The following is a 20,194-nucleotide window of genomic DNA, read 5'->3' as shown; positions in this document are numbered from 1 at the left end:
GCCGGGAACCGTCGGCGGGCCCTCAGCCGCCGATCGCGGACATCGGCCGGTCCGGCTGGACGAACGACGGGTCGTCCAGGCCGGCGCCCGCCTTCTTGCCCCACATGGCCAGCTTCCAGATGCGGGCGATCTCCTCGTCGGGGGCGCCGGAGCGCAGCGCGGCGCGCAGGTCGGTCTCCTCGGTGGCGAACAGACAGGTGCGGACCTGTCCGTCGGCGGTGAGGCGGGTGCGGTCGCAGGCGGCGCAGAACGGGCGGGTGACGGAGGCGATGACGCCGACCCGGTGCGGGCCGCCGTCGACCAGCCAGCGCTCGGCCGGTGCGGAGCCGCGCGCCCCGTCGCCCTCCGGCGTCAGCTCGAAGCGCGTGCGCAGGGAGGCGAGGATGTCCCCGGCGGTGATCATGCCGTCGCGCTTCCAGCCGTGCTGGGCGTCCAGGGGCATCTGCTCGATGAAACGCAGCTCGTAGTCGTGCTCCACGGCCCAGGCGAGCAGGTCGGGGGCCTCGTCGTCGTTGAGCCCCGGCATCAGCACGGAGTTCACCTTCACCGGGGTCAGTCCGGCCTCGCGGGCCGCGTACAGGCCGTCGACGACGTCCCTGTGGCGGTCGCGGCGGGTGAGGGTCTTGAAGACGTCCGGGCGGAGCGTGTCCAGGGAGACGTTGACCCGGTCCAGGCCGGCCGCCTTCAGGGCGGGCGCGACGCGCCTCAGCCCGATGCCGTTGGTGGTGAGGGACATCTGCGGGCGGGGCTCGAGGGCCGCCACCCGCTCGACGATGCCGACCAGTCCCGGGCGCAGCAGCGGCTCACCGCCGGTGAAGCGGACCTCCTCGATGCCGAGGGAGGTGACGGCGATGTCGACGAGGCGGACGATCTCGTCGTCGGTGAGCAGGTCGGGCTTGGCCAGCCACTGCAGGCCCTCCTCGGGCATGCAGTAGGTGCAGCGCAGATTGCACCGGTCGGTCAGCGAGACCCTCAGGTCGGTGGCCACTCGGCCGTAGGTGTCGATGAGCACGTGGGCCCCCTCCCTCGACGCGGATCACGGTCCGTACCCGCGAGCCTACGTGACACCGCCGACAACCCGCAGCGGCCCGAAGCGACGAGATGGGAAACGGCCGCGTCGTAGGGACCTACAGGCGGTCCCCGCGGCGCGGCCGTGCGCGGTGCGGATCAGTGGGCGCCGGTGCCCGTCAGGGACCGGACCTCCAGCTCCGCGAACTTCTTGGCGTCGGGCTCCTCCTTGGACAGGACGGTGCCCAGCCAGCCCATCAGGAAGCCGAACGGGATGGAGATGATGCCGGGGTTCTTCAGCGGGAACCAGGCGAAGTCGACGTCCGGGAACATCGCCTTCGGGTCGCCGGAGACCACGGGCGAGAACAGCACCAGGCCGACGGCGACGATCAGACCGCCGTAGATCGACCACAGGGCGCCCTGGGTGGTGAACCGCTTCCAGAACAGGCTGTAGAGGATCGTCGGCAGGTTGGCGGACGCGGCGACCGCGAAGGCCAGCGCGACCAGGCCGGCCACGTTCAGGTCGCGGGCGAGGGCGCCGAGCGCGATGGAGACGATGCCGATGAGGACGGTCGCCCAGCGGGCCGCCCGCATCTCCTCCTTCTCGGTGGCCTTCCCCTTGCGGATGACGTTGGCGTAGATGTCGTGCGCGAAGGACGACGACGAGGCGAGCGTGAGGCCGGCGACCACGGCGAGGATCGTCGCGAAGGCCACCGCCGAGATGGTGGCCAGCAGGATCGCGCCCCAGGCCGAGTCGACGCCGCCCAGGTGCAGCGCCAGCAGCGGGGCCGCCGTGTTGCCGGACGGGTTGGACGCGATGATCTCGTCCTGGGAGATGAGCGCGGCGGCGCCGAAGCCGAGCGCGATGGTCATCAGGTAGAAGCCGCCGATGATGCCGATGGCCCAGTTGACGGACTTACGGGCGGCCTTGGCGTTGGGCACCGTGTAGAAGCGGATCAGGATGTGCGGCAGGCCGGCGGTGCCGAGCACCAGGGCGATGCCGAGGGAGATGAAGTCCAGCTTGGTGGTGCCGTTCGCGCCGTACTGGAGACCGGGCTCCAGGAAGGCGGCGCCCTTGCCGCTGTTCTCGGCGGCCTGGCCGAGCAGGTCGGAGATGTTGAAGTTGAACTTCAGCAGCACCAGGAAGGTGATCAGGATCGTGCCGCCGATCAGCAGCACGGCCTTGACCATCTGCACCCAGGTGGTGCCCTTCATGCCGCCGATGGAGACGTACACGATCATCAGGACGCCGACCAGGGCGACGATGAGGATCTTGCCGGCGTCGGAGGTGATGCCGAGCAGCAGCGAGACCAGGACGCCCGCGCCCGCCATCTGGGCCAGCAGGTAGAAGATCGACACCACGATGGTCGAGGTGCCGGCGGCGGTGCGCACCGGGCGCTGGCGCATGCGGTAGGCGAGCACGTCGCCCATGGTGTAGCGGCCGGAGTTCCTGAGCGGCTCGGCCACCAGGAGCAGGGCGACCAGCCAGGCGACCAGGAAGCCGATGGAGTAGAGGAAGCCGTCGTAGCCGAAGAGGGCGATGGCGCCGGCGATGCCGAGGAAGGACGCGGCGGACATGTAGTCGCCGGAGACGGCGAGGCCGTTCTGGAAGGCGCTGAACTGGCGCCCGCCCGCGTAGAAGTCCGCGGCGTCCTTGGTCTGCCGGCCCGCCCAGACGGTGATGCCGAGGGTGGCGAGGACGAACAGCGCGAACAGCGTGATGATGAGCCCGCGGTGTTCGCTGGCCTCGTTCGCGGCGAGGGTGACATGGGTGATCGCGGGGCTCATGCGCCGCCCTCCATCCGGGTCTTGATGGCCTCGGCCTTGGGGTCGAGCTTCGCGGCGGCGTGCCGCGAGTACCACCAGGCGATGAGGAAGGTGGTGACGAACTGCAGGACACCGAAGACGAAGGCGACGTTGATGTTGCCGAACAGCTTGGCGCCCATGAAGCCGCCCGCGTAGTTCGACAGCAGCACGTACAGCAGGTACCAGGCAATGAAAGCGATGGTCAGCGGGAAGGCGAAGGAACGGTAGGAGCGGCGCAGTTCACCGAACTCAGCGCTCTCCTGCACCTCGGTGAACTCCTCCGGTGTGGGGAGTTTGTGTTGTCCTGTCGAGGGGGGCGGTGCTTCGGCGGCCACGGAGTCTCCTCGCGTTGCGGTTCGGTCTGACGGGGACGAAAGGCGAGTGTCCTCGCGCTTCCTGCCCAAGGGCACGGCGCCACGCGAGGACCGGTTCAACTGTCGCCGTCTCTTTTCCCCAGGCGTTTTCCGAAGACGTTCCCGGCAAAACATTGCTGGCCAGGAAGAGCGCGGGATAGCTTCACCCTGCACACCCCGTCATGTACCTGCCCGAGCACCACCACCTTGTGTTCGGGCCGGTTTCGTTTCCGGATGATGTGGAGACCCCATGGCTCATCTGCGTTCCAGACGCCGCCTCGCCCTGGCCGTACCCGTCGTGCTGTCCCTCACCGCCTCGCTCGGCTTCCTGCCGGCGGCGGCCTCCGCGGCCCCGCGGACGGCACCGGCGGCCGAGCAGGTGACGGACGCGCCCACCCTGGCGTACGTCGTCAACACCGAGGTCGACCGCCGTACGATCGCGTCGGTGAAGAAGGCCGTCGCCGCGGCCGGCGGAACCGTCGTGGTCACGTACGACAGGATCGGCGTCATCGTCGTCCACTCGGCCAACCCGGACTTCGGCAAGGAGATCCGCGAGGCGCGCGGTGTGCAGTCCGCCGGTGCCACCCGCGCCGCGCCGCTGACCGCCGCCGGCACCACCGACGTGGGCGCCGCCGACTACGTGACGGCCGCCGAGGCCGCCCGCACGAAGGCCGCCTCCGCCGGGACGCCCGGCAGCGAGCCGCTCGAGGCCGACCAGTGGGACCTGCGCGCCATCGGCGCCGACGAGGCCGCGAAGATCAACCCGGGCAGCGACAAGGTGACCGTCGCCGTCATCGACACCGGCGTCGACGACACCCACCCGGACCTCGCCCCGAACTTCTCCGCCGCCCAGTCCGCCAACTGCGTCGGCGGCAAGGCGGACACCAGCGAGGGCGCCTGGCGGCCGTACACCGCCGACGACTACCACGGCACCCATGTGGCCGGTGAGATCGCCGCGGCCCGCAACGGCGTCGGTGTCGCCGGTGTCGCGCCCGGCGTCAAGGTGGCCGGCATCAAGGTCAGCGACCCGGACAACGGCCTCTTCTACCCGGAGAACGTCGTCTGCGCCTTCGTGTTCGCCGCCGACCACGGCGTGGAGATCACGAACAACAGCTACTACGTCGACCCGTGGCTGTACAACTGCATGGACGACCCGGACCAGAAGGCGATCGTGGACGCGGTCAACCGGGCCCAGCTGTACGCCCAGAAGAAGGGCACCCTGCACCTCGCCTCGGCCGGCAACTCCAACCACGACCTGGACTCCGACGCCATCGTCGACGACTCCAGCCCCGACGACTCCACGCCGGTGACGCGCACCATCGACCCGCACGAGTGCTTCGACGTGCCGACCCAGCTGCCGGGTGTGGTCACGGTCAGCGCGACGGGCGTGCAGAACCTCAAGTCGTACTACTCCACCTACGGCCACCGCGTCGTGGACGTCGCCGCGCCGGGCGGCGACCGCCGCTACCAGCTGCCGGACACGCCGTCGAAGGACGGACGCATCCTGTCCACCATGCCGAACGGGCAGTACGCCTTCCTCCAGGGCACCTCGATGGCCTCGCCGCACGCCGCCGGTGTCGCCGCGCTGCTGAAGTCCCGGCACCCGTGGGCCACCCCGGCCCAGCTGCAGGCGCTGCTGAAGGCACAGGCGAACAACCCGGGCTGCCCGGAGTCCTACGACCAGGACGGCGACGGCGTGCAGGACGCCACGTGCGAGGGCGGCAGCCGCGTCAACGGCTTCTACGGCCACGGCATCGTCGACGCGCTGCGCGCCGTCAAGTGAGCCCCGCGGCCCCGCACACACCCTCCCGTACGCCCGCAACCGTGAACGAACTGGAGACTCCATGACAGCGTCTCACCCGCGCCACCGCCGCGCGCTCGTCGTCCCCGCCGGAATGGCCGTGGCGACGGCGCTGGCGTTCCTCCCGAACACCGCGGCCACCGCGGCGCCGGCCGCCGAGCAGCCGGCCGCGGCCACCGCCGACGGGACCCCGCTCAGCTACGTGGTCAACGTCCGCGGCGGGCACGGCGCGCCCGCGCACGTGAAGAAGGCGATCGGCGAGGCCGGCGGCACGATCGTGACGTCGTACGACCGGATCGGCGTCATCGTCGTCCACTCGTCGAACCCGGACTTCGCGAAGACGGTCCGCGCGGTGCGCGGGGTGGAGTCGGCCGGTGCCACCCGCACCGCGCCGCTGCCGTCGGCGGCCACCACCGACATGGGAACGCCGAAGGTGCTCAGCGCGAGCGAGGTCGCCGGCGCGGAGGCGGCCGAGGGACAGGACCCGCTCCAGGGCCTGCAGTGGGACCTGCCCGCCATCAAGGCGGACAAGGCGCACGAGAAGTCGCTGGGCAGTGCGGAGGTGACCGTCGCCGTCATCGACACCGGCGTCGACGACACCCACCCCGACATCGCCCCCAACTTCGACCGGGCCGCGTCGGTCAACTGCGTGTCGGGCAAGCCGGACACCAGCGACGGCGCCTGGCGGCCGAGCGCGTCCGAGAGCCCGCACGGCACGCATGTCGCCGGTGAGATCGCCGCCGCCAAGAACGGTGTCGGCATGACCGGTGTCGCGCCCGGCGTGAAGGTGTCCGGCATCAAGGTGTCCAACCCGGACGGCTTCTTCTACACCGAGGCCGTGGTGTGCGGCTTCATGTGGGCGGCCGAGCACGGGGTCGACGTGACCAACAACAGCTATTACACCGACCCCTGGTACTTCAACTGCAAGAACGACCCGGACCAGAAGGCGCTCGTCGAGGCCGTCACCCGGGCGTCGACGTACGCCGAGCGCAAGGGCGCGGTCAACGTGGCCGCGGCCGGCAACGAGAACTACGACTTCGCGGCCGACGAGATCACCGACCCGGTCTCCCCCAACGACTCCACGCCCTCGGAGCGGGTGATCGACCCGGACGAGTGCTACGACATCCCGACCCAGCTGCCGGGTGTCGTGACGGTCGCGGCGACCGGCGCCAAGGGCCTGAAGTCGTCGTTCTCCAACTACGGCCGCGGTGTCGTCGACATCGCCGCGCCCGGCGGCGACTCGACGGCCTACCAGAAGCCGGAGCCTCCCGCCACCAGCGGCCTGATCCTGGGCACGCTGCCCGGCGGCAAGTGGGGTTACATGGCGGGCACGTCGATGGCGTCGCCGCACGTCGCGGGCGTCGCCGCGCTCATCAGGTCGACGCACCCGCACGCCTCGCCGGCGCTGGTGAAGGCGCTGCTGTACGCGCAGGCCGACGCCACCGCGTGCACGGACCCGTACGACATCGACGGCGACGGCAAGGTCGACGCGGTGTGCGAGGGCCCGAAGAACCGCAACGGCTTCTACGGCTGGGGCACGGCCGACGCGCTGGACGCGGTGACGCGGTAGTCCCGCGGGAGCGGTGGGGCCGGAGGCCGGGCGTGCGCGCCCGGCCTCCGCGCCGTCCGGGCCCCGTCGCGCGGTGTGCCCGCCCCCGTCCCGTACTTGCCCGTTTCCCGGCGGTCTTGTGAAGATCCCGGGGTGAGTCCGATGAATTCCGGGGTGGGGGCGGCTGGCGCGGACCGGGGCGGGCGGCGGGCCGTCGCGGTGCTCGTGCTGGTGGCGCTGGCCGCGCTGATACCGCTGCTCGGCCCGTCGCCCGCGCTGCACGGCACCGGTGAGGCCGCCGCGCCCGGCACCGGCGGCACGGCCCTGCTGCGCACGGTGCTGTTCGCCGCGCTGGCCGTACCCGCCGGCGAGCTGTTCGCGCGGCGGCTGGCGCGCACGGTGCCCGGCGCTCCCCGGTCTGTGCCGCGGAGTTGGTCCGTCGCGGCGAACTCGGCCGGATTCCTCGCGGCCCTCGCGCTCGCCTCGGTCGTGGCCACCGGCAACCTGCTGCCCGGCGGTCTCGCCGACATCGACGTCGGCGGTCTGTACGACTCCCGGGACGGCAGGCTCGCTCTGGTGGAGGTCAACGCCTTCCTCGCGGCGGCCCTGTGCGCGGCGTCCGGCCGTCCCGGCACCCAGGTGTGGCCCCTGGCCGCGGTCGTCGTCGCGGAGGCCCTGCGGGCCCATCCGACGACCGAGTACAGCCCGCTGCTCGGTTCCGGGCTGACCCTGGTGCACCTGGTGTGCGCGTCGCTGTGGGCGGGCGGTCTGCTGCACGTGCTGCGCACGCTGCGGGTGTGGCGGACGGCACGGGCGGGCGGGGTGCTGCTGGCGCGTTACGCGCGGGTGGCCCTGGTGCTGCTCGTCGCCGTCACGGCGACGGGGGTGGGCAGTTCGCTGCGCCGGATGCCGCCGGAGACGGTGCTGGGGCAGCTGACGGACACCGCGTACGGGCGGGTGCTGCTGGCCAAGGTGGTCCTGGTGGCCGGTGTCGCCGTCCTCGCGCTGTGGGCCCGGATCCGGCTGGCCCGCGCGGCCGACCCGCTGACCGCGGGCACGCCCGCGCGGGCGGAGGTGTACGCGCTCGGCGCGGTGGTGGCGGTCTCGGGGCTGCTGACGGCCCTTCCGGTGCCGATCCGCTGGTGACCGGCACGGCGGTCAACGAGCCCCGGCCGTCCGGGAAATGACGGCACGTCGATGGCGCGGGCACCGCACGCGGTCGAACGGGCGGGTCGTACAGGGCACCTGACGGGCAGGGCTGTCGGTGGCGGGCCGTATCCTCGTGAACCATGCTCGACGACCTCACGACCGCAGCGTCCCCCGCCATCGCGTGGCCGGCCGCGTATCCGCAGGGATACGCGGTCGTTGACGTGGAGACCACGGGGCTGGCCCGCGACGACCGCATCATCTCCGCGGCCGTCTACCGGCTGGACGCGCGCGGTGAGGTCGAGGACCACTGGTACACGGTGGTCAATCCGGAGCGGGACCCGGGCCCGGTGTGGATCCACGGCCTGACGAGCGAGATGCTCGAGGGCGCGCCGCTCTTCCAGGAGGTCGCCGCGGAGTTCGCGGCCCGGCTGGAGGGCCGGGTGCTGGTCGCGCACAACGCCGTCTTCGACTGGCAGATGATCGCCCGCGAGTACGCCCGCGCGCGCAGCGAGGCACCGGTGAAGCAGCGGCTGTGCACCATCGCCCTCGCCAAGGAGCTGGCGCTGCCGCTGCCCAACCACAAGCTGGAGACGCTCGCCGCGCACTTCGGGGTGGTGCAGCGGCGGGCGCACCACGCGCTGGACGACGCGCGGGTGCTGGCGGAGGCGTTCCGGCCCAGCCTGCGGGCCGCGGCGGCGGGCGGCGTACGGCTGCCGCTGCACGAGTGCCGGCCGCTGACCGAGTGGTCGGACCGGCCCCGCATCGGACAGCAGGCCGGCGGCTACCGGCCGAACAGCTGGCGTCCCTCCCGCAAGCGGCCCGCGTGCCCGTATCCCAACCCGGGCCGGTACGAATCGGGCAAACGTCTCAAGCAGGGCATGCGGGTGGCGTTCTCGGGCGACACCTCGGTCGAGCGGGACCTGCTGGAGGACCGCGCCACCGAGGCGGGCCTGCACGTCGCCACCAGCCTGTCCCGGCTGACCAGCCTCCTGGTCACCAACGATCCCGGCTCGGGCACCTCCAAGGTGGTCAAGGCCCGGCAGTACGGCACGCCGGTCGTCGACGAGGCCGCGTTCGGCCAGCTGCTCGGGGACGTGGAGCCCGCGGACCGTACGGACGGGTGATTGGCGGGCGACTCGCCCGCCGCCCGCTCGCCCCGCACCGGACCCACGGCTCACGCTGTGGCGCATGGCGACATGTGAAGTCTGCGGAAACAGCTACGGCATGACCTTCGAGGTGCACGCGCAGGGCGCCGTGCACGTGTTCGACTGCTTCTCCTGTGCGATCCACCGCATGGCCCCGATCTGCGAGCACTGCCGGGTGCAGATCATCGGCCAGGGCGTCGAGGCCGACGGTCACTGGTACTGCGGGGCCCACTGCGCCCGCGCGGAGGGAAAGGCGGGGATCGTCGACCGGGTGTGAAGGGACGTACCCGCCTCAATGCACCCCACGGCCGAGTTGTACGGTCGTGGGGTGTACCGCTTTCTGTTGTCCCGCCAATGGGTGATCATCACGCTGGCCGCCCTGCTCCTCATCCCCACGATGATCAGGCTGGGCACCTGGCAGATGGACCGCCACGACGAGCGCGCCGCCCGCAACCGGCTGGTCGCCGACGCGCTGGCCGCCGACCCGGTGCCGGTGGAGCGGCTGGCCGCGCCGGGGAAGGCCGTGACGCGCGCCGAGCGGTACCGGACCGTGACCGCCACGGGCCGCTTCGACACCGATGACGAGGTCGTCGTCCGCCGGCGCACCAACGCCGACGACGAGGTCGGCTTCCACGTCCTGACCCCGTTCGTCCTCGACGACGGCCGGGTCCTGCTGGTCAACCGGGGCTGGATCCCCGCGGACGGCCCGAGCCAGACGGCGTTCCCCGAGGTGCCGGCGCCGCCGCGCGGCGAGATCACGATCAGGGGCCGGCTGATGCCGGACGAGACGACCGAGGCGAGCGGCATCAAGGACCTCCAGGGCCTGCCGGACCGCCAGATCATGCTGATCGACAGCGAGCGGGAGGCGCAGCGCCTCGGCGCCGAGGTGCTCGGCGGCTATGTGGCGCAGACGGCGCCCGAGCCGAAGGGCGGCATCCCTCAGCGGCTCGGGAACCCGGGCGAGGAGAACGCGGCGCTGAACTACGCGTACGCCGTCCAGTGGTGGCTGTTCGCGGCGGCGGTGCCGGTGGGCTGGTTCGTGCTGGTCCGCCGGGAGGCGCGGGAGCGGCGGGCCCGCGCGGCGGCCGGGGACAGCGGCAGCGAGCACGCCGACGGTGCGAAGAGCGACGGCGAGGAGAGCGACGCCGAGGCGGCCAGGTCGGCCGCCGTGTAGCGGCCCGAGGGACGCGCACCACGGGCCGGGACGACCGGCGCCTGCCGTGACTCGCGCTCCGGCGCGGCGGCGGCCGACGGTCCGTCACTGACGCGGCTGCGCCCTGATTGCGGTACGGGACGGCCGGGAACCCGCACCCCGTGCACCGTATCGAGGACTACGCGCTCATCGGCGACGAACAGACCGCGGCCCTGGTGGGCGCGGACGGCTCGGTCGACTGGCTCTGCCTGCCCCGCTTCGACTCGGCGGCCTGCTTCGCCCGGCTCCTGGGGGACGAGGACAACGGCCACTGGCGGATCGCCCCGGCCGGCGCCGACCGGTACACCCGCCGCGCCTACCGCAAGGACACCCTGGTCCTGGACACCGACTGGGAGACGCCGGAGGGGGCCGTGCGGGTCACGGACCTGATGCCGCAGCGCGACCGCGCGCCCGACCTGGTGCGGATCGTGCAGGGTCTGCGCGGCAGGGTGACCGTGCGCAGCACGCTGCGGCTGCGGTTCGACTACGGCTCGGTGGTGCCGTGGGTGCGCAGGACCGACGGGCACCGGGTGGCGGTGGCCGGGCCGGACTCGGCGTGGCTGCGCAGCGTGCCCGAGGTGCCCACCTGGGGCGAGAACCTGGGGACCGTCTCGGAGTTCACGGTGGAGGAGGGCGAGCGGGTGGCGTTCGTGCTCACCTGGCACCCCTCGCACGAGCCGCGGCCCGCACTGGTCGACCCGTACTCCTCGCTGCGGCAGAGCGTCGCGGACTGGCGCGCCTGGGCGGCCCGCTGCCGCTACGACGGCCCGTACCGGGACGCGGTGGTCCGGTCGCTGATCACGCTGAAGGCGCTCACCTACGCGCCCACCGGCGGCATCGTGGCCGCGCCGACCACCTCGCTGCCGGAGGAGCCGGGCGGGGTGCGCAACTGGGACTACCGCTTCTGCTGGCTGCGCGACGCGACGCTGACGCTGAACGCGCTGCTGGCCGCCGGCTACCAGGACGAGGCGGAGGCGTGGCGGAACTGGCTGCTGCGCGCGGTCGCGGGCGACCCGGCGGACCTGCAGATCATGTACGGGCTCGCGGGTGAGCGGCGGCTGCCGGAGTTCGAGCTGCCGTGGCTGTCCGGGTTCGGCGGGGCCAGGCCCGTACGGGTCGGCAACGACGCCGTCAACCAGCTCCAGCTGGACGTGTACGGCGAGGTGATGAACTCCCTTGCGCTGGCGCGGCGTTCGGGCCTGTCCGCGCAGCCGGACGTGTGGGCGCTGCAGACGGTGCTGATGGACTTCCTGCGCACGGCCTGGCGGCAGCCGGACGAGGGCCTGTGGGAGGTGCGCGGCGGCAGGCGCCACTTCGTGCACTCCAAGGTGATGGTGTGGGTGGCGGCCGACCGGGCGGTGCGCACGCTCCAGGAGCATCCGGACTTCGACGGGGACCTCGACGGCTGGCGGGAGCTGCGCGAGGAGGTGCACCGGGAGGTGTGCGAGAAGGGGTTCGACGCGGAACGGAACACCTTCACGCAGTCCTACGGGTCGCGGGAGCTGGACGCCGCGCTGCTGGTGATCCCGCGGGTGGGCTTCCTGCCGCCCGACGATCCGCGGGTGCTCGGCACGATCGACGCGGTCCGCGCGGAGCTGGGGCAAAGCGGGCTGCTGCGCCGTTACACGCCGGACGCCGCGCCCGTCGACGGACTGCCCGGTGAGGAGGGCACGTTCCTGGTGTGTTCGTTCTGGCTGGTCGACGCGCTGCACATGACCGGCAGGCGGCGGGAGGCGCGCGAGCTGTTCGAGCGGCTGCTGGGCCTCGCCAACGACGTGGGGCTGCTGGCGGAGGAGTACGACCCGGTGGGCGGCCGGCTGCTGGGCAACTTCCCGCAGGCGTTCAGCCACATCGGCCTGGTGAACTCCGCCCTCGCCCTGTTCGGGGACGAGGAGGCAGGATAGGGGCCATGGATCTTGGACTGAAGGACCGGGTGTACGTCGTCACCGGGGCGACCCGCGGGCTGGGCCACGCCTCCGCGCGGGAACTCGTCGCCGACGGCGCGAAGGTGGTCGTCACGGGCCGTGAGGAGAAGAGCGTCGCGGAGGCGGCCGCCGCGCTGGGGCCGGACGCGGTGGGCGTGGCCGTCGACAACGCCGACCCGGAGGCTCCCGCGCGGCTGATCGCGACCGCGCGGGAGCGGTTCGGCCGCCTCGACGGTGTTCTCGTCAGCGTGGGCGGGCCGCCGCCGGGGTTCGTCGCCGACACCACCGACGAGCAGTGGCAGTCGGCGTTCGAGTCGGTGTTCCTGGGCGCGGTGCGGATGGCCCGGGCCGCGGCGGCGGAGCTGGGCGAGGGCGGGGTCATCGGGTTCGTGCTGTCGGGCTCGGTGCACGAGCCGATCCCGGGCCTGACCATCTCCAACGGACTGCGGCCGGGACTCGCCGGTTTCGCCAAGTCCCTCGCGGACGAGCTGGGCCCGCGCGGCATCCGTGTCGTCGGGCTGCTGCCCGGCCGTATCGACACCGACCGGGTCCGCGAGCTGGACTCGCTCTCCGCCGACCCGGAGGCCACCCGGCGGGCCGCCGAGTCCCGCATCCCGCTGCGCCGCTACGGCACTCCGGAGGAGTTCGGCCGCACCGCCGCCTTCCTCCTCTCCCCGGCGGCGTCCTATCTGTCGGGCGTGATGCTCCCGGTGGACGGCGGCGTACGGCACGGGTTCTAGGGTCTGTCGTTTGGATCAGGTCGGCTGGGAGACGCAGCGCTTCTCAGCCCACCCGAGCGGCGCCTGGTGCGTGCAGCTGCAAGGCGGAGGAGGGCGGCGACGCGGAGCGTCGACAACCGACGACAACGCAGCAGATGTGCGTGCCACGCTCCGCGAAACCGACATGATCCAAACGACAGGCCCTAGCGGGCCCCGTCGGCCCCGGGTCAGCTCACGCGTTCCGCACGGTGTCTGACACCGTGCAGGCGCACCTCCGTCGGCAGGGTGTCGAGGCCGGCGGAGTCGCGGGCGTGGGCGAGGGGGCCGGTGGTGAGGCCGTGCAGGGCGGTTCCGGGGTCGACGTGGGGTTCCAGGACGAGCAGTACCCGGGTGCGCGGCGCACGTCGGCGGGAGACGAGCCGGACGTGGGCGTGGGCCACGCCGTCGAGGTGGTCCGCCTCCTCGGCGAGGACGTGTTCGAGGGCGCGGCCGCGCAGCGACGCGTCCTCGCCGTCGCCGGTGCCGACCGACACCTCGGCCAGTCGCCGCCGGCTCAGCACGGCGCGCAGCCACCACAGACAGAGCAGGACCAGCACGGCGAGCACGGCGAGGACGACGGGCCACCACCAGCCGTCGTCCCGCCAGCGGGTCCGCTCGGCGTCGTCCAGCAGCACGTCGTGCCGCCCGTGGTGCAGCCACCAGGAGGGTGCCGGAGCGCCCAGCCCGATCGCCAGCACGGACCCGCCGAGAGCCGTCAGCACCAGTCCCGCCAGCGCGAGCAGTACGCGGTTGACGCCTGCGAGCACGGTCACCTCCCCTTCCGTCCGGGCCGCCGTACCCGCAGCGACAGCGCGGGCGGCCGGGCCAGGCCCAGCCCGTCGATCGCGTCGTCGAGCACCGCGGTCAGGTCGGCGCGTACGTCGTCCAGGTCGCGGAAGTGGGACACCGCGCGGACGTCGGCGCGGGTGCGCCGGACGCGGACGCGGACCGTGCGCACGCCGGCCACCTCCATGGCCCGGTCGCGCAGCACGGTCGCGGCGGCGTCCCGGTGCAGTGCGGCGCGGACGTCGTGATGGGTGCGGCGCATCGGGAGCAGGGAGCGCAGGCCGGGTGTGAGGGCGAGCAGCAGGAGCCACAGTCCGAGCGCGGTGGCGAGGCCGGCGCCCACCAGCACCCAGATGTCGTCCAGGTGCCGTTCGGCCAGCTCGCGGGCCAGGCTGCGGCGCCAGCCCATCCCGGTGCGGTGGGCGCGGACCGCGGCGATGTCGTACAGGAACGCGCCCGTGACCACCAGGAGCAGCAGGGCGAGGAGTCCGGCGGGGATCCGGCGGGCGGACCAGAACCGCCGGGCCCGGCCGGTGCCGTCGGCTCCGGCCACGGTGTCCCGTGGGGGCTGCGGGCTCTGCTCGACCACCGGGCCCGGGGCCTCGCGGGCGCCGGTGCCCCGGGGTGCGCTCATCGTGTCCTCCCTCGCGCCGCGCCGAGCGCGGGAACCAGGTGCAGTCGTTCCACCTGGACGACGACCTCCGGCACGCGCATGCCGGCGAGAGTGCGCACGCGGTCGGCCACCTGGCGGCGGACCTGTCCGCACCGGCCGCCGATGTCGCCGGGGTAGTCGAGTTCGATGTGCACCCTGATCCGGGCGGCGTCGTGGCGGACCACCACCGTGGCGTACGGGGGCGCGGCGTCCGGGGGCGGCGGGCCGATCACCTCGCGGGCGGCCCGCGCGGCGATCTTCGCGACCACCCGGTCGGCGATCCTGGTCGCCCCGCGCTCGCCCGGCGCGACGGCCGGCCGCGCGTCCGCGATCCCCGTGCTCACCGCCGTCACCGCCGCCGTTCGTCACGGGCACGGAAGAAGTCGCCGAGTTCCAGGTCCCCTTGGAGGAACAGGCCGACGACGAAGCCGACGGCGCCCAGGGCCGCCACCAGAAGAAAGGCCCCGAATCCGCCGAAGTATCCGGCGAAACCCAGCGCCATGCCGGCGATCATGCCGACCACGGCCATTTTCATGGTGCGCTCCTCCTCTCGCCGAACCTCACTGGAGCCGGGTCTCCGGTTCCTCGTCCTCCTCGTCGGGCAGCTTCACGTCGCTCACCGCGATGTTGACCTCGACCACCTCCAGGCCGGTCATCCGCTCGACCGCCGCGACGACGTTCTCCCGTACGTCCCGGGCGACGTCGGCGATGGCGACGCCGTAGTCGACGACGATCTCCAGGTCGAGCGCGGTCTGCACCTCGCCGACCTCGGCCTTCACGCCGCGCGTCACCGACTTGGAGCCGCCGGGCACCCGGTCGCGCACGGCACCGAAGGTCCGGGAGATCCCGCTGCCCATGGCGTGCACGCCGAGCACGTCGCGTGCGGCCAGTCCGGCGATCTTCTCCACGACGCCGTCGGCGATGGTGGTGCGGCCGCGGGCGGAGGGGTCGCCGCCGCCGCGGCGGGTTCCCGTGCTCCTGCGCGAGGTGGTCTCCAAGAGGTCCTTCTCGGGGGCGGAGGCCCGCGACGAGCCTCCTTCGGTCATGTCGGTCATCACCTTTCGTCCCTTCGATCGTCCTCTTGACTACGTTATGCGCGGTTTGCCGGTATCGCGCCAGGAATGCGGCAGGCTGGAGTAGTGACGGCGGAACGATGGACCCAAGTGGTACGGCAGCAGCTGGGGCTCGGCAGGATCCTGCCCCTGGGAGAAGCGCGTGACGGCGCGTGGATCGCGGAGCGGGCGGTCGCAGAAGTCCTGCGGCACGCGGTGGCCCGGGACGCTCCCGGCGTACGCCTGGGCGGTCTGCGGATCGGGCCGGTGGATCCGGTGGGGGCGGACGAGCCGGTCGTCCCGCCACCGCCCAGCGCGTTGCCGCCGGGCCCGCTGCGGGTGACGGCGGAGTTCGCGGCGACGGCTCAGCGGCCGCTGCCGGTGACGGCGTCCGGGCTGCGCGCCGTGCTGGCGGACGTGGCGGCACGACGGATCGGGCTGGTGGTCGCGGAGGTGGACCTGCGGGTGACGGAGCTGCTGGACGTGCGGCCGCCGGTGCCGTCGGAGCCGCTGGTGCCGTCGGGGTCGCCGCCCGTCGCCGCGGCGCGGGAGCCGGCGCCCGGCGGGTGGAGGACCGGCGACTGGGAGACGGGCGGCGCGGAGACGCGCGGCGCGGAAGCGGGTGGCCCGGAGGAGGGCGGCCGGGAGAGCGGCGACTTCGCAGCGGGCGATGCGGAGGCCGGCGGCTCGGACGTGGGGCGGGTGGCCGCCGCGGTGCTGGCGGTTCCGGGGGTGACGCGGCTGACGGGTGTGCTGGGCCGACCGGTGCATCTGACGTCGCTGCCGGGCACGGTGGCTCTGCCGCGCCGGCATGCGCGGGTGGACTTCGCGGTGGACGCGGACGCCCGGCCCCGGGAGGTGGCCCGGGCGGTCCGTTCGGCGGTGTCCGCGTCGCTGCCGGACCACCCGACGGTGACCGCTCTGATCACGGCCGTCGACCGGCCGACGGGCCGGGACACCGGCACCGGCGTGGTCACCGCCGACTGAGGCCGACGACGGGCCGGTGTCGGTGTCCCGACTCCACGGGGTCTATTCGCCGACGCCGGCCAGGTCGCGCAAGCGGCGGGCCTGGGCCGCGCGTTCGGCTGCGCGCTGCTCCTCGTAGGTGCGGTCCTGGGCGCCGCGCAGCAGGGCCTTGGTCTCGATCACGGCGTCCCGGGGCGCGGCCAGCAGGGCCGCGGCGAGGTCCCGTACGGCCGCGTCCAGTTCGGCCGCGGGCACGGCGAGGTTGGCCAGGCCGGTGGTCACGGACTCCTCGGCCGCGACGAAGCGCCCGGTCGCGCAGATCTCCAGCGCGCGTGCGTACCCGACGAGGCCGACCAGCGGGTGCGTGCCGGTCAGGTCGGGGACGAGGCCCAGGCTGGTCTCGCGCATGGCGAACTGCACGTCGTCGGCGACGACGCGCAGGTCACAGGCGAGAGCCAGCTGGAACCCGGCTCCGATGGCGTGTCCCTGGACCGCCGCGATGGACACGATGTCGCTGCGCCGCCACCAGGTGAACGCCTCCTGGTACTCGGCGATGGTCGCGTCCAGTTGGGCGTCGCCGCCGCGCGCGAGGTCGACGAAGGACGGCTCGCCGTCGAAGCCCTCGGGCGTGAACGCCTGCCGGTCGAGTCCGGCGGAGAAGGACTTGCCCTCCCCGCGCAGCACCACGACCCGGACGGAACCGGGCAGCAGTCGGCCCGCTTCGGTCAACGCCCGCCACAGAGCGGGGCTCTGCGCGTTGCGCTTGGCCGGGTTGGTCAGCGTCACCGTGGCGATCGTGTCGTCGACGGTGAGCCGTACGCCGTCCTTGTCGAGTAGCGGACCGAGGTCCTGGGCGGACGTGGCCATGGGGCGCCTCCGATGGGTGCGGTCAACCAAGTGACTGCACAGTAACCACCCGGTCGGTCGGTCGTCCGACCGGGTGGCCACCATCGGGATCGTGGGGCGCCCGGGGTCAGGCCGAAGGGGCCTTCTTGCCCCGCGTCGCCCCGCCACGCCCTCGGAGCGTGACGCCCGACTCGCTGAGCATGCGGTGCACGAAGCCATACGAGCGGCCGGTCTCCTCGGCCAACGCCCGGATGCTCGCACCGGCGTCGTACTTCTTCTTCAGGTCTGCCGCGAGCTTGTCGCGCGCGGCGCCGGTCACCCGGCTGCCCTTCTTCAGAGTCTCGGCCACCCGTGCCTCCTCATGGGAAGTGCGCTCTGGTTCTCCTCATGATCACCCCTTCCGGCCCTGATGGCCACCCATTCGGCAAGGTCGATGAGACAACGTTGTGACGACGGGAGCGCATCCCCACATACGGAATCTCGGATTCCGCGCTGTGCCGACGATGACTCCGAACGGGTTCTCCGGTGAAGTGCCAGGTCAGAAAGGAGTGGCGGCCGAGCCCCGGTCCGCCGGGGGCTCGGCCGCGATATCGGTGTAGGACACACCTCGGGGTGAGGAGATCTCACACGAATGATGGATCACCGATGGGCCGAATGATCCATACGCAGTGGATCACGCCTTCGATCAACCCCGGCTGACCGTTTCGAGCGCCGTCGCTGCCCGTATGGGGCCCACGGCTGCCCGTTTGCGACCCGGCGGCTGCCCGCTCGGCCGGGTCGGTCGCACGGCCCGCGGGCGGCCGGGAGCCGCGCGCTCGGGGCCGCGAGGGCCGCCCTGCACGCGTTCCGGAGGGCGGCCCACCCGTGGGGTCCGACCCTCACGTCCTCGTCCGCAGGGCGGGTCCACCCGTGGGGACCGACCCTCACGTCCTTGTCCGGTGGGTGTCCGTCCGTGCGGGCCGGCCCTCGATGCCGGCGTCCGGTGGGCGGCCCGCCCGTGGGGGCCGCCGTCCGGTGGGTCAGGCGAGGGTGACCAGGTCCGCGTAGTCGGCGCCCCACAGGTCCTCGACGCCGTCCGGCAGCAGGATGATCCGCTCCGGCTGGAGCGCCTCCACGGCGCCCTCGTCGTGCGTGACGAGGACGACCGCGCCCTTGTAGGTGCGCAGCGCGCCGAGGATCTCCTCGCGGCTGGCCGGGTCGAGGTTGTTCGTCGGCTCGTCGAGCAGCAGCACGTTCGCGGAGGAGACCACGAGGGTGGCCAGCGCCAGCCGGGTCTTCTCGCCGCCGGAGAGGACACCGGCGGGCTTGTCCACGTCGTCGCCGGAGAACAGGAACGAGCCGAGCACCTTGCGGACCTCGACCAGGTCCATGTCCGGCGCGGCGGAGCGCATGTTCTCCAGGACCGTGCGGTCGGCGTCCAGGGTCTCGTGCTCCTGGGCGTAGTAGCCGAGCTTGAGGCCGTGCCCGGGGACCACGGCGCCGGTGTCCGGCTGCTCGACACCGGCCAGCAGCCGCAGCAGCGTGGTCTTGCCGGCGCCGTTGAGGCCGAGGATGACGACCCGGGAGCCCTTGTCGATGGCCAGGTCGACGTCGGTGAAGATCTCCAGCGAGCCGTACGACTTCGACAGGCCCTCGGCCATCAGCGGGGTCTTGCCGCAGGGCGCGGGCTCGGGGAAGCGCAGCTTGGCGACCTTGTCGGACTGGCGGACGTCCTCCAGGCCGGACAGCAGCTTCTCCGCGCGGCGGGCCATGTTCTGCGCGGCGACCGTCTTGGTGGCCTTGGCGCGCATCTTGTCGGCCTGGGCGTTGAGCGCGGCGGCCTTCTTCTCGGCGTTCTGCCGCTCGCGCCGGCGGCGCTTCTCGTCGGCCTCGCGCTGCTGCTGGTACAGCTTCCAGCCCATGTTGTAGACGTCGATGGTGGCGCGGTTGGCGTCCAGGTAGAACACCTTGTTCACGACCGTCTCGACCAGGTCGACGTCGTGGGAGATCACGATGAAGCCGCCGCGGTAGGTCTTGAGGTAGTCGCGGAGCCAGACGATCGAGTCGGCGTCGAGGTGGTTGGTCGGCTCGTCGAGGAGCAGGGTGTCCGCGTCGGAGAAGAGGATGCGGGCCAGTTCGACGCGGCGTCGCTGACCGCCGGAGAGGGTGTGCAGCGGCTGGCCGAGGACCCGGTCGGGCAGGTTCAGCGCGGCGGCGATGGTGGCGGCCTCGGCCTCGGCGGCATACCCGCCCTTGGTGAGGAACTCCGTCTCCTGGCGCTCGTACTGCTTGAGGGCCTTCTCGCGGGTGGCGCCCTGGCCGTTGGCGATGCGCTGCTCGTTCTCGCGCATCTTGCGGATCAGGACGTCCAGGCCGCGCGCGGAGAGGATGCGGTCGCGGGCGAGGACGTCGAGGTCGCCGGTGCGGGGGTCCTGCGGGAGGTAGCCGACCTCGCCGGAGCGGGTGACGGTGCCGCCGGCGGGGATGCCCTGGCCGGCGAGGACCTTGGTGAGGGTGGTCTTGCCCGCGCCGTTGCGGCCGACCAGGCCGATGCGGTCGCCCTTGGCGACGCGGAAGGTGGCGCTTTCGATGAGGACGCGGGCACCGGCGCGCAGCTCGATGCCGGAGGCGGAGATCACGGACAGACTCCAGGGCGGGTGTGGGTGGCGGTGGGCGGCTGAGGACGTTCCCGCCGTCTAATGCGCGAGGAGAATGGCCATGCGAGCCATTCTAACGGGGCCGTGCAAGCGGTTTTCCTCGCGCGGCGTCCGGCTACGACGCACAAGGAAGTGATGGCGATGGCAGGTTCGGCCGGCGGGCGTCCGAGCGTCTTCCCGACGCTGCTCTACGCGGACGCGAAGGCGGCGGTACGGCAGCTCACGGAGGCGTTCGGCTTCACGGAGCGGTCGGTGTACGAGGGCGAGGACGGCACCGTGCTGCACGCCGAGCTGGTGCAGGGCAACGGCGCGGTGATGCTCGGCTCGAAGGGCCGCGGCGGGGTGTTCGACACGGCGATGCGCGGCGCGGGCCCGGCCGGGGTGTACGTCGTCGTGGACGACGTCGACGCACACCACCGGCGGGCGGTGGAGCAGGGCGCGGAGATCCTGATGCCCCCGACGGACCAGGACTACGGCTCCCGGGACTACATGGCCCGGGACCTGGAGGGCAACGTGTGGAGCTTCGGCACGTACGCGCCCGAGACGGGGAGCGGGGTCTGAGGGCCGCAG

At 72.8% G+C, this 20,194-nt stretch carries 21 protein-coding genes; 10 read left to right on the top strand and 11 right to left on the bottom strand.

Annotated features, from left to right (window positions below; all coding sequences use genetic code 11):
* Nucleotides 1-22: 22 nt before the first annotated feature.
* The 3 genes from moaA to FGW31_RS27265 form a co-directional block, all read right to left on the bottom strand.
* Nucleotides 23-1,012 (bottom strand): GTP 3',8-cyclase MoaA, encoded by a 990-nt coding sequence (gene moaA, locus FGW31_RS27275; protein WP_142196190.1) that lies wholly within the window; start codon nt 1,010-1,012, stop codon nt 23-25.
* Between the two features lie 155 nt (nt 1,013-1,167).
* Nucleotides 1,168-2,796, bottom strand: a complete 1,629-nt coding sequence (locus FGW31_RS27270) for a solute symporter family protein (RefSeq protein WP_142196189.1) — start codon at nt 2,794-2,796, stop codon at nt 1,168-1,170.
* Nucleotides 2,793-3,149, bottom strand: coding sequence for a DUF485 domain-containing protein (locus FGW31_RS27265; protein ID WP_142196188.1), 357 nt, complete (start codon nt 3,147-3,149; stop codon nt 2,793-2,795). The genes FGW31_RS27270 and FGW31_RS27265 overlap by 4 nt, the downstream gene beginning before the upstream one ends.
* Before the next feature lie 268 nt (nt 3,150-3,417).
* On the opposite strand from FGW31_RS27265, the gene FGW31_RS27260 reads away from it, so the two are divergent.
* From FGW31_RS27260 to FGW31_RS27225, 8 genes are all read left to right on the top strand, one after another.
* A complete protein-coding gene (locus FGW31_RS27260) occupies nt 3,418-4,950 on the top strand; it encodes a S8 family peptidase (RefSeq protein ID WP_142196187.1) in 1,533 nt (510 codons plus the stop codon).
* A 61-nt stretch (nt 4,951-5,011) separates the two neighbouring features.
* Nucleotides 5,012-6,538 (top strand): S8 family peptidase, encoded by a 1,527-nt coding sequence (locus FGW31_RS27255; RefSeq protein ID WP_142196186.1) that lies wholly within the window; start codon nt 5,012-5,014, stop codon nt 6,536-6,538.
* Nucleotides 6,539-6,679: 141 nt separating this feature from the next.
* Nucleotides 6,680-7,663 carry a CopD family protein gene (locus FGW31_RS27250; protein ID WP_142196233.1) on the top strand — a complete coding sequence of 328 codons (984 nt, stop codon included), beginning with the start codon at nt 6,680-6,682 and terminating at the stop codon, nt 7,661-7,663.
* Nucleotides 7,664-7,806: 143 nt separating this feature from the next.
* Nucleotides 7,807-8,790 carry a DEDDh family exonuclease gene (locus FGW31_RS27245; protein ID WP_142196185.1) on the top strand — a complete coding sequence of 328 codons (984 nt, stop codon included), beginning with the start codon at nt 7,807-7,809 and terminating at the stop codon, nt 8,788-8,790.
* Between the two features lie 64 nt (nt 8,791-8,854).
* Nucleotides 8,855-9,088, top strand: a complete 234-nt coding sequence (locus FGW31_RS27240; protein ID WP_142196184.1) for a hypothetical protein — start codon at nt 8,855-8,857, stop codon at nt 9,086-9,088.
* Between the two features lie 51 nt (nt 9,089-9,139).
* Complete coding sequence (locus FGW31_RS27235; RefSeq protein WP_142196183.1) at nt 9,140-9,985, top strand: SURF1 family cytochrome oxidase biogenesis protein; 846 nt, start codon at nt 9,140-9,142, stop codon at nt 9,983-9,985.
* A gap of 140 nt (nt 9,986-10,125) precedes the next feature.
* Complete coding sequence (locus tag FGW31_RS27230) at nt 10,126-11,907, top strand: glycoside hydrolase family 15 protein (protein ID WP_142196182.1); 1,782 nt, start codon at nt 10,126-10,128, stop codon at nt 11,905-11,907.
* 5 nt (nt 11,908-11,912) lie between these two features.
* On the top strand, nt 11,913-12,668 hold the full coding sequence (locus FGW31_RS27225; RefSeq protein ID WP_142196181.1) for an SDR family oxidoreductase: 756 nt from the start codon (nt 11,913-11,915) through the stop codon (nt 12,666-12,668).
* Nucleotides 12,669-12,874: 206 nt separating this feature from the next.
* On the opposite strand, the gene amaP is transcribed toward FGW31_RS27225, so the two are convergent.
* The 5 genes from amaP to FGW31_RS27195 are packed head-to-tail and all read right to left on the bottom strand — an operon-like array spanning nt 12,875 to nt 15,179.
* Complete coding sequence (amaP, locus tag FGW31_RS27215) at nt 12,875-13,453, bottom strand: alkaline shock response membrane anchor protein AmaP (RefSeq protein WP_161174679.1); 579 nt, start codon at nt 13,451-13,453, stop codon at nt 12,875-12,877.
* Between the two features lie 2 nt (nt 13,454-13,455).
* A complete protein-coding gene (locus FGW31_RS27210; protein ID WP_220450365.1) occupies nt 13,456-14,106 on the bottom strand; it encodes a DUF6286 domain-containing protein in 651 nt (216 codons plus the stop codon).
* Entirely contained in the window at nt 14,103-14,477 is a 375-nt protein-coding gene (locus FGW31_RS27205; RefSeq protein ID WP_142196178.1) for an Asp23/Gls24 family envelope stress response protein, read from the bottom strand. Before FGW31_RS27205 ends, FGW31_RS27210 begins: the two co-directional genes overlap by 4 nt.
* Complete coding sequence (locus FGW31_RS27200; protein ID WP_142196177.1) at nt 14,474-14,659, bottom strand: hypothetical protein; 186 nt, start codon at nt 14,657-14,659, stop codon at nt 14,474-14,476. Before FGW31_RS27200 ends, FGW31_RS27205 begins: the two co-directional genes overlap by 4 nt.
* Nucleotides 14,660-14,684: 25 nt before the next feature.
* The gene (locus FGW31_RS27195) at nt 14,685-15,179 is read right to left on the bottom strand and encodes an Asp23/Gls24 family envelope stress response protein (RefSeq protein ID WP_142196176.1); all 495 of its coding nucleotides are present in this window, start codon (nt 15,177-15,179) and stop codon (nt 14,685-14,687) included.
* A 66-nt stretch (nt 15,180-15,245) separates the two neighbouring features.
* Between FGW31_RS27195 and FGW31_RS27190 the strand changes: the two genes are divergently transcribed.
* Nucleotides 15,246-16,163, top strand: coding sequence for a nucleopolyhedrovirus P10 family protein (locus FGW31_RS27190; RefSeq protein ID WP_142196175.1), 918 nt, complete (start codon nt 15,246-15,248; stop codon nt 16,161-16,163).
* 42 nt (nt 16,164-16,205) lie between these two features.
* On the opposite strand, the gene FGW31_RS27185 is transcribed toward FGW31_RS27190, so the two are convergent.
* From FGW31_RS27185 to FGW31_RS27175, 3 genes are all read right to left on the bottom strand, one after another.
* The gene (locus FGW31_RS27185) at nt 16,206-17,009 is read right to left on the bottom strand and encodes an enoyl-CoA hydratase/isomerase family protein (RefSeq protein ID WP_142196174.1); all 804 of its coding nucleotides are present in this window, start codon (nt 17,007-17,009) and stop codon (nt 16,206-16,208) included.
* Between the two features lie 106 nt (nt 17,010-17,115).
* Nucleotides 17,116-17,337: a helix-turn-helix domain-containing protein gene (locus tag FGW31_RS27180; protein WP_029385158.1), complete on the bottom strand. Its 222-nt coding sequence runs from the start codon at nt 17,335-17,337 to the stop codon at nt 17,116-17,118.
* A gap of 670 nt (nt 17,338-18,007) precedes the next feature.
* Nucleotides 18,008-19,606, bottom strand: a complete 1,599-nt coding sequence (locus tag FGW31_RS27175) for an ABC-F family ATP-binding cassette domain-containing protein (RefSeq protein WP_142196173.1) — start codon at nt 19,604-19,606, stop codon at nt 18,008-18,010.
* A 159-nt stretch (nt 19,607-19,765) separates the two neighbouring features.
* Between FGW31_RS27175 and FGW31_RS27170 the strand changes: the two genes are divergently transcribed.
* Nucleotides 19,766-20,185 (top strand): VOC family protein, encoded by a 420-nt coding sequence (locus FGW31_RS27170; RefSeq protein ID WP_142196172.1) that lies wholly within the window; start codon nt 19,766-19,768, stop codon nt 20,183-20,185.
* The last annotated feature ends 9 nt before the right edge of the window (nt 20,186-20,194 follow it).

Source organism: Streptomyces calvus, from assembly GCF_006782915.1.
Taxonomy (GTDB): domain Bacteria; phylum Actinomycetota; class Actinomycetes; order Streptomycetales; family Streptomycetaceae; genus Streptomyces; species Streptomyces calvus.
This window is presented reverse-complemented; position numbering and strand designations above follow the sequence as displayed.

Bases quoted from the DNA above. Each gene is read 5' to 3' on its own strand.
- FGW31_RS27270 (WP_142196189.1), bottom strand. From the start codon at position 2,796: ATGAGCCCCGCGATCACCCATGTCACCCTCGCCGCGAACGAGGCCAGC.
- FGW31_RS27260 (WP_142196187.1), top strand. From the start codon at position 3,418: ATGGCTCATCTGCGTTCCAGACGCCGCCTCGCCCTGGCCGTACCCGTC.
- FGW31_RS27255 (WP_142196186.1), top strand. From the start codon at position 5,012: ATGACAGCGTCTCACCCGCGCCACCGCCGCGCGCTCGTCGTCCCCGCC.
- FGW31_RS27250 (WP_142196233.1), top strand. From the start codon at position 6,680: ATGAATTCCGGGGTGGGGGCGGCTGGCGCGGACCGGGGCGGGCGGCGG.
- FGW31_RS27245 (WP_142196185.1), top strand. From the start codon at position 7,807: ATGCTCGACGACCTCACGACCGCAGCGTCCCCCGCCATCGCGTGGCCG.
- FGW31_RS27240 (WP_142196184.1), top strand. From the start codon at position 8,855: ATGGCGACATGTGAAGTCTGCGGAAACAGCTACGGCATGACCTTCGAG.
- FGW31_RS27225 (WP_142196181.1), top strand. From the start codon at position 11,913: ATGGATCTTGGACTGAAGGACCGGGTGTACGTCGTCACCGGGGCGACC.
- FGW31_RS27210 (WP_220450365.1), bottom strand. From the start codon at position 14,106: ATGAGCGCACCCCGGGGCACCGGCGCCCGCGAGGCCCCGGGCCCGGTG.
- FGW31_RS27200 (WP_142196177.1), bottom strand. From the start codon at position 14,659: ATGAAAATGGCCGTGGTCGGCATGATCGCCGGCATGGCGCTGGGTTTC.
- FGW31_RS27195 (WP_142196176.1), bottom strand. From the start codon at position 15,179: ATGACCGACATGACCGAAGGAGGCTCGTCGCGGGCCTCCGCCCCCGAG.
- FGW31_RS27190 (WP_142196175.1), top strand. From the start codon at position 15,246: ATGCGGCAGGCTGGAGTAGTGACGGCGGAACGATGGACCCAAGTGGTA.
- FGW31_RS27185 (WP_142196174.1), bottom strand. From the start codon at position 17,009: ATGGCCACGTCCGCCCAGGACCTCGGTCCGCTACTCGACAAGGACGGC.
- FGW31_RS27170 (WP_142196172.1), top strand. From the start codon at position 19,766: ATGGCAGGTTCGGCCGGCGGGCGTCCGAGCGTCTTCCCGACGCTGCTC.